This window comes from Polaribacter sp. Q13 (assembly GCF_016858305.2).
In the GTDB taxonomy this organism is placed as follows: Bacteria; Bacteroidota; Bacteroidia; order Flavobacteriales; family Flavobacteriaceae; genus Polaribacter.
In genome coordinates this window covers 1,069,452-1,084,988 of record NZ_CP074436.1, presented here as the reverse complement: position 1 = coordinate 1,084,988, position 15,537 = coordinate 1,069,452, and the positions used below count along the sequence as shown (strand labels likewise).

16 protein-coding genes are annotated in these 15,537 nt (G+C 30.1%); 14 read left to right on the top strand and 2 right to left on the bottom strand.

What is annotated here, in order from left to right; all coding sequences use genetic code 11:
- Positions 1 to 104 precede the first annotated feature (104 nt).
- The 9 genes from hisG to hisIE all read left to right on the top strand — a co-directional run bounded on the left by hisG (position 105) and on the right by hisIE (position 8,124).
- Positions 105 to 962, top strand: coding sequence for an ATP phosphoribosyltransferase (gene hisG, locus JOP69_RS04455; protein WP_203392291.1), 858 nt, complete (start codon positions 105 to 107; stop codon positions 960 to 962).
- Between the two features lie 247 nt (positions 963 to 1,209).
- A complete protein-coding gene (gene hisD / locus JOP69_RS04450) occupies positions 1,210 to 2,493 on the top strand; it encodes a histidinol dehydrogenase (RefSeq protein ID WP_203392292.1) in 1,284 nt (427 codons plus the stop codon).
- 32 nt (positions 2,494 to 2,525) lie between these two features.
- On the top strand, positions 2,526 to 3,584 hold the full coding sequence (hisC, locus tag JOP69_RS04445) for a histidinol-phosphate transaminase (protein ID WP_203392293.1): 1,059 nt from the start codon (positions 2,526 to 2,528) through the stop codon (positions 3,582 to 3,584).
- A 69-nt stretch (positions 3,585 to 3,653) separates the two neighbouring features.
- Positions 3,654 to 4,790, top strand: a complete 1,137-nt coding sequence (gene hisB / locus JOP69_RS04440) for a bifunctional histidinol-phosphatase/imidazoleglycerol-phosphate dehydratase HisB (protein ID WP_203392294.1) — start codon at positions 3,654 to 3,656, stop codon at positions 4,788 to 4,790.
- Positions 4,791 to 4,844: 54 nt separating this feature from the next.
- Positions 4,845 to 5,426, top strand: a complete 582-nt coding sequence (hisH, locus tag JOP69_RS04435) for an imidazole glycerol phosphate synthase subunit HisH (RefSeq protein WP_203392295.1) — start codon at positions 4,845 to 4,847, stop codon at positions 5,424 to 5,426.
- 12 nt (positions 5,427 to 5,438) lie between these two features.
- A complete protein-coding gene (locus tag JOP69_RS04430; RefSeq protein WP_203392296.1) occupies positions 5,439 to 5,819 on the top strand; it encodes a RidA family protein in 381 nt (126 codons plus the stop codon).
- A 57-nt stretch (positions 5,820 to 5,876) separates the two neighbouring features.
- The gene (gene hisA / locus JOP69_RS04425; protein WP_203392297.1) at positions 5,877 to 6,614 is read left to right on the top strand and encodes a 1-(5-phosphoribosyl)-5-[(5-phosphoribosylamino)methylideneamino]imidazole-4-carboxamide isomerase; all 738 of its coding nucleotides are present in this window, start codon (positions 5,877 to 5,879) and stop codon (positions 6,612 to 6,614) included.
- A 65-nt stretch (positions 6,615 to 6,679) separates the two neighbouring features.
- Positions 6,680 to 7,435, top strand: a complete 756-nt coding sequence (hisF, locus tag JOP69_RS04420) for an imidazole glycerol phosphate synthase subunit HisF (RefSeq protein ID WP_203392298.1) — start codon at positions 6,680 to 6,682, stop codon at positions 7,433 to 7,435.
- An 89-nt stretch (positions 7,436 to 7,524) separates the two neighbouring features.
- The gene (gene hisIE, locus JOP69_RS04415) at positions 7,525 to 8,124 is read left to right on the top strand and encodes a bifunctional phosphoribosyl-AMP cyclohydrolase/phosphoribosyl-ATP diphosphatase HisIE (protein WP_203392299.1); all 600 of its coding nucleotides are present in this window, start codon (positions 7,525 to 7,527) and stop codon (positions 8,122 to 8,124) included.
- 15 nt (positions 8,125 to 8,139) lie between these two features.
- On the opposite strand, the gene JOP69_RS04410 is transcribed toward hisIE, so the two are convergent.
- Both JOP69_RS04410 and JOP69_RS04405 read right to left on the bottom strand, forming a co-directional pair.
- Entirely contained in the window at positions 8,140 to 8,634 is a 495-nt protein-coding gene (locus JOP69_RS04410) for a hypothetical protein (protein WP_203392300.1), read from the bottom strand.
- Positions 8,635 to 8,720: 86 nt separating this feature from the next.
- Entirely contained in the window at positions 8,721 to 10,217 is a 1,497-nt protein-coding gene (locus JOP69_RS04405; protein WP_203392301.1) for a hypothetical protein, read from the bottom strand.
- Positions 10,218 to 10,367: 150 nt separating this feature from the next.
- On the opposite strand from JOP69_RS04405, the gene yiaA reads away from it, so the two are divergent.
- The 5 genes from yiaA to JOP69_RS04380 all read left to right on the top strand — a co-directional run bounded on the left by yiaA (position 10,368) and on the right by JOP69_RS04380 (position 15,537).
- Complete coding sequence (gene yiaA, locus JOP69_RS04400; protein WP_203392302.1) at positions 10,368 to 10,856, top strand: inner membrane protein YiaA; 489 nt, start codon at positions 10,368 to 10,370, stop codon at positions 10,854 to 10,856.
- An 87-nt stretch (positions 10,857 to 10,943) separates the two neighbouring features.
- Positions 10,944 to 12,233, top strand: a complete 1,290-nt coding sequence (locus JOP69_RS04395; RefSeq protein ID WP_203392303.1) for a DUF2157 domain-containing protein — start codon at positions 10,944 to 10,946, stop codon at positions 12,231 to 12,233.
- A gap of 3 nt (positions 12,234 to 12,236) precedes the next feature.
- Complete coding sequence (locus JOP69_RS04390) at positions 12,237 to 12,809, top strand: GDYXXLXY domain-containing protein (protein WP_203392304.1); 573 nt, start codon at positions 12,237 to 12,239, stop codon at positions 12,807 to 12,809.
- 501 nt (positions 12,810 to 13,310) lie between these two features.
- The gene (locus tag JOP69_RS04385) at positions 13,311 to 14,204 is read left to right on the top strand and encodes an EamA family transporter (RefSeq protein WP_252191222.1); all 894 of its coding nucleotides are present in this window, start codon (positions 13,311 to 13,313) and stop codon (positions 14,202 to 14,204) included.
- Between the two features lie 10 nt (positions 14,205 to 14,214).
- The gene (locus tag JOP69_RS04380; protein ID WP_203392306.1) at positions 14,215 to 15,537 is read left to right on the top strand and encodes a nitrate/nitrite transporter; all 1,323 of its coding nucleotides are present in this window, start codon (positions 14,215 to 14,217) and stop codon (positions 15,535 to 15,537) included.

Genomic DNA, 15,537 nt, shown 5'->3' with positions numbered 1-15,537 from the left:
AAGTGTATTGAATAAAATCAAGATATTTATAAACCCGTTTGAGCAAATCAAACGGGTTTTTTAATTTTAAACCGTATTTGCTCAGGCATCAAACAAAAACAAAAATGAGTAATTTAAGAATTGCAGTACAAAAATCAGGAAGATTAAATGAAGATTCAATGAGAATCTTAAAAGACATTGGTATTTCTATAGACAATGGTAAAGATCAATTAAAAGCAGCTGCAAGAAATTTTCCTGTTGAGGTTTTCTATTTAAGAAACGGAGATATTCCTCAATATTTAAAAGATGGAGTAGTAGATGCAGCCATTATTGGAGAGAATGTTTTAATAGAAAAAGGAGCAGATATTGAGTTTGTAGAACGTTTAGGTTTTTCTAAATGTAAGGTTTCTATTGCAGTACCTAAAGATTCTGATGCAAATTCGTTAAAAGATTTAGACGGAAAAAGAATTGCAACTTCGTATCCAGAAACAGTAAAGAAATTTTTAAAAGAAAAAAATATTAAAGCAGACATACACGTTATTAATGGTTCTGTAGAAATTGCCCCAAATATAGGATTGGCAGACGGAATTTGTGATATTGTTTCTAGTGGAAGTACTCTATTTAAAAATGGTTTAAAAGAGGTTGAGGTTTTACTAAAATCAGAAGCTGTTTTGGCGGTTTCTTCTAAAATATCAGCAGAAAGAAGAGCTATTTTAGAGAAAATTCAATTTAGAATTCAGTCAGTTTTAAAAGGACAAAATTCTAAATATGTGTTGTTAAATGCACCTAATGATAAATTAGAAAATATTTTAAAATTATTACCAGGTATGAGAAGTCCTACCGTTTTGCCATTGGCAGAAAAAGGTTGGAGTTCTGTGCACACTGTAATTAGCAAAAACGAATTTTGGGAAATAATCGATGAGTTAAAAGCCAACGGAGCAGAAGGTATTTTAGTGTGCCCTATAGAAAAAATGGTGCTTTAATTTAGCCTTTTATCCTGCAAGGTTTTCAGAACCTTGTAGGTATATAATTTTTATTTGGGCGTTTTAACGGGCTTTTCGCACTCGCTTTTTTTCTGAAAAAGAAAAAAGAGCTCAAACAAATGCTACAATCCCTAACGCAAATTGCAAGTTTGTAAACATACTGCAAGGTTTAAAGCACTTTGTAAGTATAAATTAAAAAGTAAAATACCTACAAGGTTTTAGAAACCTTGCAGGAGAAAAATAGATCATGAATACAATAATAAATCCATCAAAAAAAGATTGGTCTCAAATTTTAGAGAGACCAACAAAAACAGTTGATGATATTGAAGGAGTCGTAAATGAGGTTTTTGCAGATATCAAAGCAAATGGAGATGCTGCAATTCATAAATACACTGCAAAGTTTGATGGTGTTTCTTTAGAAAATAATATTGTTTCTCTTAATGAAATAGAAGAAGCAATTTCATTAGTTTCTAACGAATTAAAAGACGCAATTATTCTTGCAAAAGAAAATATTACCAAGTTTCATACAGCACAAAAAACGGAAAAAGTTTTTGTAGAAACGGCAAACGGAGTACAATGTTGGCAAGAAAAAAGACCAATTCAAAAAGTTGGTTTGTATATTCCTGGCGGAACAGCACCTTTGTTTTCTACAGTTTTAATGTTGGCTATACCTGCTCAAATTGCAGGTTGTAAAGAAATTGTGTTATGTTCTCCTCCAAATAAGGAAGGAAAAATTCATCCAGCAATTTTGTTTGCTGCAAATCTTTGTGGAGTTACAAAAATTATAAAAGTTGGCGGAATTCAGGCAATTGCAGGGTATACATTTGGTACAGAAACAGTGCCGAAAGTGTACAAAATATTCGGACCAGGAAATCAGTTTGTAACAGTTGCTAAACAATTGTCTACCAAACACGGTGTTGCTATTGATATGCCAGCAGGTCCAAGTGAATTATTAGTAGTTGCAGATGATTCTGCAAATGCTAGTTACGTAGCTTCAGATTTATTAAGTCAGGCAGAACACGGTGCAGACAGTCAGGTAATTTTGGTGTCAACATCAAAAGAACTAATAAAAGAAGTTTCTTTAGAAATAGAAAAACAACTTTTAGATCTATCTAGAAAAGAAATTGCTCAAAAAGCAATTGATAATTCGAAGTCTATTTTTGTTGCCAATGATGAAATTGCGCTAGAGTTGATAAACGAATATGGCCCAGAGCACTTTATTGTATGTACAAATAATAACGATTTTTATATAGATAATATAGAAAATGCAGGTTCTGTTTTTATTGGTAATTATACGCCAGAAAGTGCAGGAGATTATGCATCTGGAACCAATCATACATTACCTACAAACGGATTTTCAAAATCATATTCTGGTGTAAATTTAGATAGTTTTACTAAAAGTATTACGTTTCAGAAAATATCTAAAGAAGGGATACAAACTATTGGTAAATCAATAGAATTAATGGCAGCTGCAGAAGGATTGGATGCGCATAAAAATGCAGTTTCAATTCGCTTAAAGGATTTAAATTAGGTTAAACCTGTGAGGTTTAGAAAAGAACACGTATGAAAACAAACTTTAACATCAACAACTTAGTTAGAGAAAACATTAAATCTCTAAAACCATATTCCTCTGCAAGAGATGAGTATAAAGATGCCAATACTACCGAAATGATTTTCTTAGACGCTAATGAAAATCCTTTCGAAAATGGTGTCAATAGGTATCCAGATCCACAACAAAATAAAGTGAAAGATTTGTTGTCAGAAATTAAAGGAATCGATAAAGAAAATATTCTTTTAGGAAATGGAAGTGATGAGGTTTTAGATCTAATTTATAGAGCATTTTGCGAGCCTAATAAAGACAATGTAATTACATTGCCTCCTACTTATGGTATGTATGCTGTGTTGGCAAACATTAATGCAATAGAAAATAGAACGGTGTTGTTAAGTGATGGTGATTTTCAACCAAAAGTGAGTCAGATTTTAAAGGAAGCAGATGCAAATAGTAAAATTTTGTTTTTGTGTTCTCCAAACAATCCTACGGGAAATAGCTTTTCTGTTGAATCGGTTAGAGAATTGCTAACTAAGTTTAATGGTTTAGTGGTTATAGATGAAGCGTATATCGATTTTTCTGAGCAAAAAAGCTGGTTAGAAAAGTTGGCGCAATTTCCTAATTTAATCATTACACAAACTTTATCTAAAGCCTTTGGTTTGGCGGGAATTCGTTTAGGAGTTTGTTATGCATCCAAAGAAATTATTAAAATTTTAAATAACATAAAGCCGCCTTATAATGTAAATGAATTAACCCAACAAAGAGCAATTGTGCGATTGCAAAAAATAGATGAAGTTGAAAATGAAATTTCGCAGTTGATAAGTGAGAGAAAAAGACTTAAAAAAGAATTGGAAGGTTGTGATAGTTATATTGAAAAGGTATATCCATCAGATGGTAATTTTTTGTTGTTAAAGGTAGATGACGCTAATAAACGTTACCAACAATTAATTGAATATGGTGTAGTAATAAGAAATAGAACAACTCAACCTTTATGTGAAAATACGTTGCGTATAAGTGTTGGGATTTGTGAAGAAAATCAAAGATTATTAAGAGCTTTAAAGGCAATAAAATAAATATAGCTGTTGGTTATTCGCTTTTAGCATTTTGCTAAAAACTTAAACCCAAAAGCGAAAAGCTACAATATGAAAAAAGTATTATTTATAGACAGAGATGGAACTTTAGTATTAGAACCGCCTGTAGATTATCAATTAGATAGTTTAGAAAAGTTAGAGTTTTATCCGAAGGTTTTTCGTTACATGGCAAGAATTGCCGAAGAATTAGATTACGAATTGGTGATGGTAACCAATCAAGATGGATTGGGTACAGACTCTTTTCCAGAAGATACTTTTTGGCCAGCACAAAATAAAGTTCTATCTGCTTTTGAAAAAGAAGGTGTTGTTTTTTCTGATGTTTGTATCGATAAAACGTTTCCACATGAAAATGCAGAAACACGCAAGCCAAGAACAGGTTTGTTAACCAAGTATTTTTCTGAGGAATATGATTTGGCAAACTCTTTTGTTTTAGGTGATCGAATTACCGACATGGAATTGGCTAAGAATTTAGGAGCAAAAGGAATCTTTTTATCTGAAGATCCAGAATTAGGTGCAGACGAAATTGAAACTTCTAAACAAAAAATTTTAGATTGTATCGCTTTAACTTCCACAGATTGGAAAACCATTTATGAGTTTTTAAAATTAGAAGATAGAGTATCCGAAATTACTAGAAATACCAATGAAACTAAGATTTACATCAAACTAAATTTAGACGGTTCTGGTAAAAATGATATTTCTACAGGAGTTAAGTTTTTCGACCACATGTTAGATCAAATTGGTCGTCATGGTGCTATGGATTTAACAGTAAAAGTGGATGGAGATTTAGAGGTTGATGAGCATCACACTATAGAAGATACCATGATTGCTTTGGGTGAGTTGTTCAACAAAGCATTAGGAAATAAATTAGGTATTGAGCGTTACGGATTCTGTTTGCCAATGGACGATTGTTTAGCGCAAGCAGCTGTTGACTTCGGTGGAAGACCTTGGTTGGTTTGGGAAGCTGATTTTAAACGTGAAATGATTGGAGATATGCCAACAGAAATGTTTTTACATTTGTTTAAATCGTTTACAGACGGTGCAAGATGTAACTTAAATATTAAGGCAGAAGGAGCAAACGAGCATCATAAAATAGAAGGAATTTTTAAAGCTTTTGCAAAAGCAATGAAAATGGCGGTTAAAAGAGATGCAAACAAGATGTTTTTACCATCAACAAAAGGTGTGTTATAAAATTGCTTTTAGCTGTTAGCCATTTGCTAATAGCCAAAAGCTAAAAGATAAAGAATGAAATTAGTCATTATAGATTACGGAGCAGGAAACATAAAAAGTATTCAGTTTGCGTTTAAACGTTTAGGAGTAGATGCTGTTTTATCAGATAATATTGATGAAATAAGAGCTGCGGATAAAGTGATTTTCCCTGGAGTTGGAGAAGCAAGTTCTGCTATGAAAATGTTGCAAGAGAGCGGATTAGACAAAGTGATTCCTTCTTTAAAACAACCTGTTTTAGGGATTTGTTTAGGAATGCAATTAATGTGCAGATCTTCGTCTGAAGGAGATACAAAAGGATTGGGGATTTTTGATGTAGTTGTAAAGAAGTTTTCTAAAGCAGTAAAAGTTCCGCAAATGGGGTGGAATGTTGTTTATGATTTAAAATCTGATTTATTTAAAGGCATTAAAGAAAAAGAATTTATGTACTTAGTGCATAGTTTTTATGCAGAAAATTGTGATGAAGCGATTGCAACAACCGATTATGAATTTGAATATGCATCTGCATTGCAAAAAGATAATTTTTACGGTACACAATTTCACCCAGAAAAGAGTGGTGTAGAAGGAAGTAAGATTTTACAAAACTTCTTAAATTTATAAAATAGAATTAATATGGCAAGAAAATTAATAAGTTCGGGTTCTCCTTTTGAGGATGTAATGGGCTATTCAAGAGCAGTAGTAGAAGGAGATTGGGTTTTTGTATCTGGAACAACAGGTTTTAATTATGAAAATATGACCATTGCAGATGATGTTGTCAATCAAACTGAGCAATGTTTTAAAAATATTAAGGCTGTTTTAGAGCAAGCGGGTTCTAGTTTAGATAAAATTGTACGAATTACTTATATTTTACCAACAGCGTCTGATTTTGAATTAACATTACCGGTTTTAAAAAAATATATGGGAAATGTGAAACCAGCAGCTACCGTTTTTTCTGCAGCTTTAATTGATGAAAAAATGAAAATTGAAATTCAAGTTACTGCTTTAAATAAATAAAAAAAAGCCTTTCGCTTTTAGCTTTTAGCTATTAGCCAAAAGGTAAAAGCCAAAAAAATGAGAATAATACCAGCAATAGATATTATAGACGGAAAATGTGTTCGTTTAACAAAAGGAGATTATAACACAAAGAAAATTTATAACGAAAATCCGTTAGAAGTTGCCAAAGAATTTGAAGCTGCGGGAATCGAATATTTGCATGTGGTAGATTTAGATGGTGCAAAAGCAAGTGAAATTATCAACTATAAAGTATTAGAGCAAATTGCTTCTAAAACGAATTTGAAAATTGATTTTGGTGGTGGTTTAAAATCTGATAAAGATTTAGAAATTGCTTTTAATTCTGGAGCGAATCAAATTACTGGAGGAAGTATTGCTGTTAAAAATGCAGAAATTTTTGAAAGTTGGATTAAAAAATATGGTTCAGAAAAAATTATTTTAGGTGCCGATTTTTATCCTGATACAACAGGAGGAAAGATTGCTACGAATGGATGGCAAGAAGAAAGTTCTTTAGAGTTGATTCCTTTTATTGCCGATTATCAAAAAAAAGGAATTCAGTATATTATTTGTACAGATATTTCTAAAGACGGCATGCTACAAGGACCAAGTTTCGATATCTATCAACAGATTTTATCCGAAGTAAAAAACGTAAAACTAATTGCTTCTGGTGGAATTTCTGCTTTTGATGAATTGCCTAAATTGGCAGAAAATGGTTGTGAAGGTGTTATTATTGGAAAAGCAATTTATGAGAATAAAATCAGCTTAAAACAGTTGGAGCAATTTATATTAAAAAAATAGCAATTAGCTTTCAGCAGTTTGCTATTTGCGAACAGCCAAAAGCCAAGAGCCAAAAGCTATAAAAAATGTTAACAAAAAGAATAATACCTTGCTTAGATATTAAAAACGGAAGAACTGTAAAAGGTGTTAATTTCGTGAATTTAATAGATGCAGGAGATCCTGTAGTTTTAGCAAAACAATATGCAGATTTAGGTGCAGACGAATTGGTTTTTTTAGATATTTCTGCAACATTAGAAGGTAGAAAAACCATGATAGAAATGGTGCATCAAGTGGCGGAACAAGTAAATATTCCGTTTACAGTTGGTGGTGGAATTTCTTCTGTAGAAAACGTAAATGAGTTGTTAAAATGGGGGGCAGATAAGGTTTCTATCAATTCATCCGCGGTAAAAAGACCTGAATTGGTTAATGAATTGGCAGAAAAATTCGGGAGTCAGTGTGTGGTGGTTGCTATTGATGCCAAACAAATTGACGGAGAATGGTTTGTGCATTTGGCAGGAGGAACCATACCAACAGATATTAAATTATTTGAATGGGCAAAAGAAGTAGAAAATCGTGGCGCAGGAGAAATTTTGTTTACGTCTATGAATCATGATGGTACAAAAGCAGGTTTTGCAAACGAAGCTTTGGCACATTTATCAGAAATATTAAACATACCTATTATTGCTTCTGGAGGAGCAGGAACAATTCAGCATTTTGCAGATACGTTTAAAGAAGGAAAAGCAGATGCTGCATTAGCTGCAAGTGTTTTTCATTTTGGAGAAATCCCTATTTTAGAGTTAAAAAAGGAGTTGAAAAAGCAAAATATACCAGTTAGAATATAAAATGTAAAGAATGTCATTCCGAAGAAGAAGGAATCTAAATCTCTGTGAAAGCTCATTTTGAAATGACAATATAGTATAAAAATAAAATTATGAATATCGATTTTAGTAAAAACAACGACGGATTAGTACCCGCAATCATTCAAGATGTAACCACAAAAAAGGTGTTGATGTTAGGGTATATGAATGAAGAAGCGTTTGCAAAAACGCAAGAAACAAAATTAGTTACTTTCTTTTCTAGAACTAAAAATAGACTTTGGACAAAAGGTGAAGAAAGCGGAAATGTATTGAATTTAGTAGATATAAAACTAGATTGCGACAATGATACTTTGTTGGTTTCTGTAAATCCGAATGGGCCAACATGTCATAAAGGAACAGATACTTGTTGGGGAGAAGAAAACAAATCTAATTATGGTTTCTTTTCTACTTTAGAAGACGTTATTACAGAAAGAGTAGCTAATAAAGACACTAAAAAATCTTATGTAGCAAGTTTATTTGCTAAAGGAATTAACAAAGTTGCTCAGAAAGTAGGAGAGGAAGCAGTGGAGACTGTTATTGAGGCAATGGACAATAACGATGAATTATTTATCTATGAGTCAGCAGATTTAATGTTCCATTATTTAATGTTGTTACAAGCAAAAGGGTTTACGTTAAAAGATATTGAAAAAGAATTAATAGGAAGACATAAATAACGCTTTTTGAAAGATTTATGGTACAGATGTGAAAACTATAGTTTTTCCATAATAAGGATTTTCTCCTGCTGTAAAAACCATTCTAGTTTCACTAAGTTCTGTTAAACCAAGAATAGTAAGTTCAGTTCTAAAATTTTCATCAAGACTTTCTCCTTTAGAAATATTGATGAAAATTTCACCTATATCTTCGTAGAAATTATAAGTTAAACGCCCGTCTTGTTCTGTAGGATTATCGTAGTAACAAGAATTATTACCAAGCGTTACCTGAGCTTCGTTTTTATCGTAGAAAAAAGTATACGTATCATCGGTATAACAGTCGTTAAATTCGCTGAGTAAATCATTTTCATAGGTTTTGTAAAAGCCCTCAACTTTCCATGTTTTAGAACCGTTTCCATGAATTTTTTGTAAATCATCTACGTTATATCTAACATCTATTTCTTTGTCGTCTTTGCTGCAGTTGTATAATAATAAACTGGTAAGAATTAAAAGTAATAAATAGATGTGTTTCATAGTGTAGGTTTTTTTGTTTAAAATTATAAGAAGCAATTAGTATGCCAAATGATTTATTTTTATTGAAATAAGAAAAGTATTATTGTTTAACTATTTATCAAATTTAAAGTGACTAAATAAATATCTTGCTTGGTCATTTTTGCTTTTAACCATGCAAAGAAACTCATCATAAAAATATCTTCTTTCTCGTTGTTTATCCAACTAAAAGAAGTTGCTACTTTCTCTTTAAATTCGGTTGTGGTAGCAATCTCTGGATTTTTATAGTAGATTTCTACTAACTTTAAATAAGTAATTACCCTTTCTTGATTAATTTCTGACAGATTCGTAAAATAGTTTCTTTTAAAGCTTTTTAACCTAGAATCTACCAAGTCTATATTTCCTAAATCTATTTGTAATAAAATTTCAATTAAGTTTTTTTTGATGGTCCAAATAATACCTGCTTTTTCAATATACCATTTATCGGTATGGTAAAATTTAGACACTAATTTTTGAGCTTTTTCTAAGGATTTATGCTGGTAATAAAAAACGATTAATGAAAGAGAGAAGTCTAATTGAGCAACAAGATCCGTGTTTTTTTTATCGATATAAGGTTCTAATAAAGCAATAGCTTGTTCTTGTTTATTTGTGTAATTTAAGTTTAGAGCATGCAGTAAATCATATTTCAGAATAAAATCACTATAATATTTTTTCTTTTCAGCATTCATATAGAAAAGCATCAGTTTTAAGTATTTTTGAGATTTATTAAACTTCTTATTTCTAAAAAGTACGTTGGCAATTAAATACAAAACCTCTAAGTGATAATTAAGTTGTTTGTCTTTGGATGTATGATTTTGAATAATTTGATAGGTTTCAATAACGAATTCTTCAATATTATAATAATCGAATTTTTGAGCAGAAGATATGCTGGTTATCTGAATAATTTGATACAAGGACTTGAACGATAAGGTATCTGAAATTGTAATATTTTGTTCTTTTAAAATAATGGATATCAATTCTTTAATGTCAATATTAGACTTGTTTTTGTGATAATTGGCTAATGATGTCCTAATTTTAGCATAGGCAATATTTAGTTGATCTTCTAAAATAAGTCGATTTTGGTTCTCTTTAAAAGTACTAATTAATTGATCTAAATTTAAGTTTGGGTTTAAATGAGCATATTGAATTTTAGTATGATAAACTTCATTTAAAATTGCAAATAATTGATACTCATTTGCAATTATGATGGTTTTGTCTAAAATTTGATACCCAACTTTTATTTGTTCTTTCTTTAGGAAGTGTCTGGCAGAAAGAATGTTTTTTATTAAAAGAATATCTATAGAGTTTTCTTCTTTCATACTTGTGTTTGCTGTAAAATCTATAAGAGATTGAAACAAACGTTTTCTAAGTGCGTGTAAAGCTACTTTATTCTGTTTACCGTATAATTTATCAGAAATTTCAGCAGAAGATGCATTGTCTTCTAGTAAAAGTGTAACCAATTGGCCGTTTTTAGCATCTTTTCTTTTGTTCTTTTTATGGAGAAAAGAAAGAAATTCTTGTTGTTGTTCCTTTGTAAAAGTACTTAATACTTCTTTTAAATTTATCATTATATCGTCAGTAAATGTCTTGTAAATATAATTAAATAATAGAATATAAATAATTTTTTATATTTTATATCGTCAGTAATTGTTTAAAATTGAATTCTCAGAACTTTAAAAGAGTCGCAAATTTGTATCATAATTATTAAACTAAATATTATGAATTATCAAACAACATCTTCTATTAATGAAGAAACTAAAAAAGTAAGTAAAAAGAATAAAGTAAAGAATGAGTTAAATCCAAAACCAACTTCTGCTTATATTGGCGCTTCGTGGGGAGTTTTAATGATTGGTCTGGTTTCTTACTGTATCGGTTTATGGAATGCTTCTATGGAATTGAATGAAAAAGGGTATTATTTTTCTATTCTTTTAATGGGTATTTATGCAGTAATTTCTTTGCAAAAAGCGGTAAGAGACAAAGCAGAAGAAATTAAAGTAAGTGAAATGTATTACGGAATAAGTTGGGTGGTAGTTATAGCGGCCATTCTTTTGTTAATTATAGGGCTTAGAAATGCAGATTTGCTTTTAAGTGAAAAAGGTTTCTACGGAATTTCATTCCTATTAAGTTTATTTGGAGCCATTACAGTACAAAAGAATACGAGAGATATCGATTTTATCAACAACAAAACAGAAGAAGAGAAAAGTTAGTTTAGTAATGGTTTTAGAGAGCCAAAACCTCACAAGTTTCGACTTGTGGGGTTTAAAATTAGTATTTTTAATAAAAATTAAAATGAAATGGATTCAAAATTTATAAAAGAACTTCCAGAATTGATACAGAATGGAGTTATTTCTAAAGAAATAGCATCAAAAATTGAAAACTATTACAATTCAAGATCAGCTTCAAAATCCTCTTCAAACAACTTATTCACCATTTTTGGTGTTTTGGGTAGTTTATTAGTAGGGTTAGGAATTATATTAATATTAGCCCATAATTGGGACGATTTTTCTAAAACGGTAAAATCTATTTTAGCTTTTTTACCACTTGTAGTTGGTCAGTTTATTGTAGGATATTCAATACTAAAAGAAAAATCTAAAACATGGTTAGAGTCTTCTGGAGTGTTTTTGTTTTTTGCAGTAGGTTCTAGTATTTCGCTAATTAGTCAAATTTATAACATTCCAGGTAATTTAAGTTCCTTTTTACTTTCTTGGATATTGTTGTGTTTGCCCTTAATTTATTTATTAAAATTTAAAGGAGTTTTTTTATTAACCTTAATTTTTGCAACGGTCTATGCTTGCAGTTTAGGGTATAGCTTTTCTAGTGAAACTAAAGTGCCATGGTTTTATATATTGCTATTTGCTTTATTGCTGCCACAATATTTTTACCATTTAAAAAACAATTTAACTACTAATTTTACAGCTATTTTAAATTGGTTGTTTCCTTTGAGTTTAATTATTGTTTTTGGAGCTTTCTTAAATACTGTTTACCGATTAGATGTAATTTTATACTCATTTTTATTAGGTTTTATTTACAATGTAGGGCAATTAAAAAGCTTTAGAAGTTTACGTGTTTCTAAGAATGGATTTTTAGTAATTGGTTCTTTAGGTTTAGTAATAACAATGCTTATGGTTAGTTTTGAAAGTTTTTGGAACATAGATTTTGAAATTTCATTTTTAGGTAATAAGGAACTGTTAATTGGGGGCTTTTTAATGTTAAGTACACTTTATATGTTGATAAAAAACAACTCATTTTCAAAATTTAATTTTAATAATATTTTTCAATTCATTCCTTTTTTAATGATTTTATTTTATGCCACTCAGTCATTAGATACTAGAATTACCGTTGCACTGGTTAATATTACAGTGCTGGTATTAGGAGTTAGTATTGTAAAAAAAGGTGTGGATAAAGCTAGTTTTGTTATTCTAAATTATGGTTTACTAATTATTACTGCATTAATTACTTGTCGTTTTTTAGATACAGAAATGACATTTATAATTAGAGGTTTATTATTTATAATTGTTGGGGCAGGTTTTTTTGTAACCAATTATTTAATGCTAAAGAAACAAAGTAAAACGCTAAAAAAATAAAAAATGAAATCAAAAAAAATAATATTTATACTTTTTTTATTGGTGGTTCTTATGCAATTAGCGGTACCAACAAAAATGATGTATGATCAAGAAGAAACTTTAAAAGCAGGCAAGTTTTATAAGTTTATAACACAGCCAATAGATCCTAATGATCCATTTAGGGGTAAGTTTATTAGAATGAATTATGAGATAAATTCGTTTAAAACAGAGGATTCTATTTGGAAAAGAAAACAAGAAGTTTATGTTTATTTTAAGGACAGTATTGGTTTTGCTAAATTAAAAACGGTTAGTAAGGTAAAACTATCGATACCGAACGATTATGTAATTGCTAAAACAAATTGGTATAATAAAAGAAGAAAGGTTGTTAGTTTTAATTTACCTTTTGATCGTTTTTATATGGAAGAATTTAAAGCGAAACCTGCTGAAGATTTAGTGAGAATGAATAGGAGAGATACGGTAAAAGAGAATACAACTTATGGGATGGTTTATATACATAATGGGAATTTTGTTCTTAAAGATGTTTTTATAAATGATATTTCTATAAAAGATTTGGTAGGTTCAGAGAAAGCAGAGTAGATTTTTTATCAATTAAAACACTTTAGAAGTAAGTACTTATAAGGTGTTTTCGTTTTTACTAAAATTAAATTTTGTTCTAGTGTGATATTCTAATTTTTTGCTTCCTATTTTTTTAGTTTGTTTAAGATGAGTACCATAAACTTCGGAATTTAAACCATCAATTTTAATTTTATTTTGCAGTGTTTAACGGCTAATAGATTTGCTTAATTAATTATTGGTGCTGATTGTATTTAAAAATTTAGTAACATGATAAAAACAATTAGAACTATTCATTTAAAATGACTTTAGGTTTTAAATATCAATTATCTTTGTTGGCTTAAATTAGCTTTAATCGAAAAGAATTCCTCGAGGCTCTGCCTCGAGGTTTCCATTGAAACTGTCATTCTCGCGAAGGCGGGAATCTAAAATACAGATTTTTTGGTTTTTGATTCTAAAATCAAAATGAAACCAGCGAAATATTTCTATGGCTCGGCCTTGAGGATCGTTGGTTTTAAAAATAATATTTATTTGAAAAAGTCAAAATTATTAATCGTTTTAGCATTTATCTCCATTTATGTAATTTGGGGATCTACTTATTTGTTTAATAAAGTAGCTGTTACAGAGCTTCCTCCATTTTTTTTAGCTTCAGTTCGTTTTTTAACAGCAGGAGCATTAATGATGTTTTTTGCAATTCTTTTAAAGCATAATTTATCCATTTCTAGAAAGCAACTTTTAAATGTGGGTATTGCATCTTTTTTCTTTTTAGTTTATGGAAACGGTGTTTTTGTTTGGGCTTTAAAATATGTAGATAGTGGCTTTGGTGCTTTATTAGCATCTACGCAACCTTTATTTGTACTGTTTTTATTACGATTGATTGATAGAAAACCATTTCAAAAGAAATCGATGATTGGTGTTGGTTTGGGTGTTTTTGGAATGTATTTATTAGTGAGTCAGCAAGAATTAACAACTTCTGAAGGAAGTTTGCTTGGAACTTTTATGATTTTAACTTGTGTGTTAAGTTGGAGTTATGGTAGTGTTTTTGTTTCTAAAGCAAATTTGCCAAAAAGTTTTATGGTAAGTACAGGCTATCAAATGTTAGTGGCAGGTACTATTTTAATGTTTATGAGTTTAAGTTTTAATGAAACATGGAGCTCTCCTCTAAGTTGGAGTACAGATGTTCAGGTTTCTATGCTAATGCTTATTGTTTTTGGTGGAGTTATTGCTTTTACAGCCTTTAATTATTTGCTAAAAGAAGTAGCTACAGAAAAAGTATCAACTTCTGCTTATGTAAATCCTGTAATAGCGTTATTTATGGGGTGGTTTTTTTTAGATGAACACCTAACAACGCAGTCTGTATTTGCTTCGGCTATTTTATTAACAGGTGTTTATTTTATCACGTCAAGAAAAAGAAAGTAGTGTAAATTAAATGATAAATTCTAATAAATATTCTTTTATCAATCCTAAAAAGTGGCCATTTTTCTACGGATATGTGGTTTTAATTTTTGGTAGTATAGGTATATTATTCAGCATACCTGGTCAAACTGTGGGCGTTTCTGTTTTTACAGATCCTGTTAAAGATGCCTTAGGTTTAACTAGAAATCAATTTAGCAATGCGTATTTAATTGGTACTTTGCTAAGTGCTTTTTTTGTAACAAAAGCAGGACGATTATTTGATAAATTCGGAGCACGTTATGTTGCTTTTTTTGCAACATCCTTTTTAGCAATCTCGTTAATTATTTTTTCATATTCAGAAGGGATTAGTGATACTCTTAAACTTTTTTTGAATATAAAATCTTGGGTAATTCCTTTTGTATTGCTAAGTTTCTTATTTTTTCTAGTACGTTTTTGCGGACAAGGAGTGCTTACTATGGCTTCTAGAAATATGGTAATGATGTGGTTTGATAAAAATCGAGGTAAAGTAAATTCTATAAGTAGTATTGCTGTTTCTTTAGGTTTTTCGAGTTCTCCAATTTTGTTTAATTATTTAATTGATGAAAACGGATGGGAGGTAAGTTGGCAAATTTTAGCAGTTAGCTTATTTGTTTTTAGTTTTTTAATACTTCAGTTTTATAGAAATAAACCAGAAGACTTTGGTTTAATTCCGGATGGTTTTCTTTCTAAAAAGAAAAGTAAAAAAAAGAAAGTTGAAATTCTAGAAGTTAATTTTACGTTGGAGGAAGCAAAGCAAACAAGAGCTTTCTGGATGTTTGGTTTGTCTTTAGCTTTTTTTAGCTTTTTTAGTACAGGTTTTACGTTTCATGTAATTTCAATTTTTAATACACAAGGCTATGATAAAACAGAAGCAATTGCTGTTTTTTTGCCAATTTCAATCATAGCTATTTCTGTTTCTACATTAGCTAATATTCTAAGTGATTATATTGAACATAAAATTTATCTTTTTATCATGATTTTTAGCGGAATTATAGCTGCTGTTGGTCTTTTATTATTAGATGACTCCATAGGAATTTATTTGTTAATTATAGGTTTAGGTGTTTGTAGTGGGCTTTTTGCAGTTGTGAATGCTGTAACTTGGCCTCGTTATTTTGGAAGAAAGTATTTAGGAGCTATAACAGGTAAAATAATGAGTTTTTTGGTTATAGCAAGTGCATTGGCTCCTAGTTTCTTTAGCTATTGTTTTACGAGTTTAGGGAGTTATCGTTATGTAAGTTATGTGTTAATTCCTTTTTTAGGTTTTTTATTTATAGGTTCTTTAACTTTAAAAAAGCCACATAAAATAACAGATAAATAA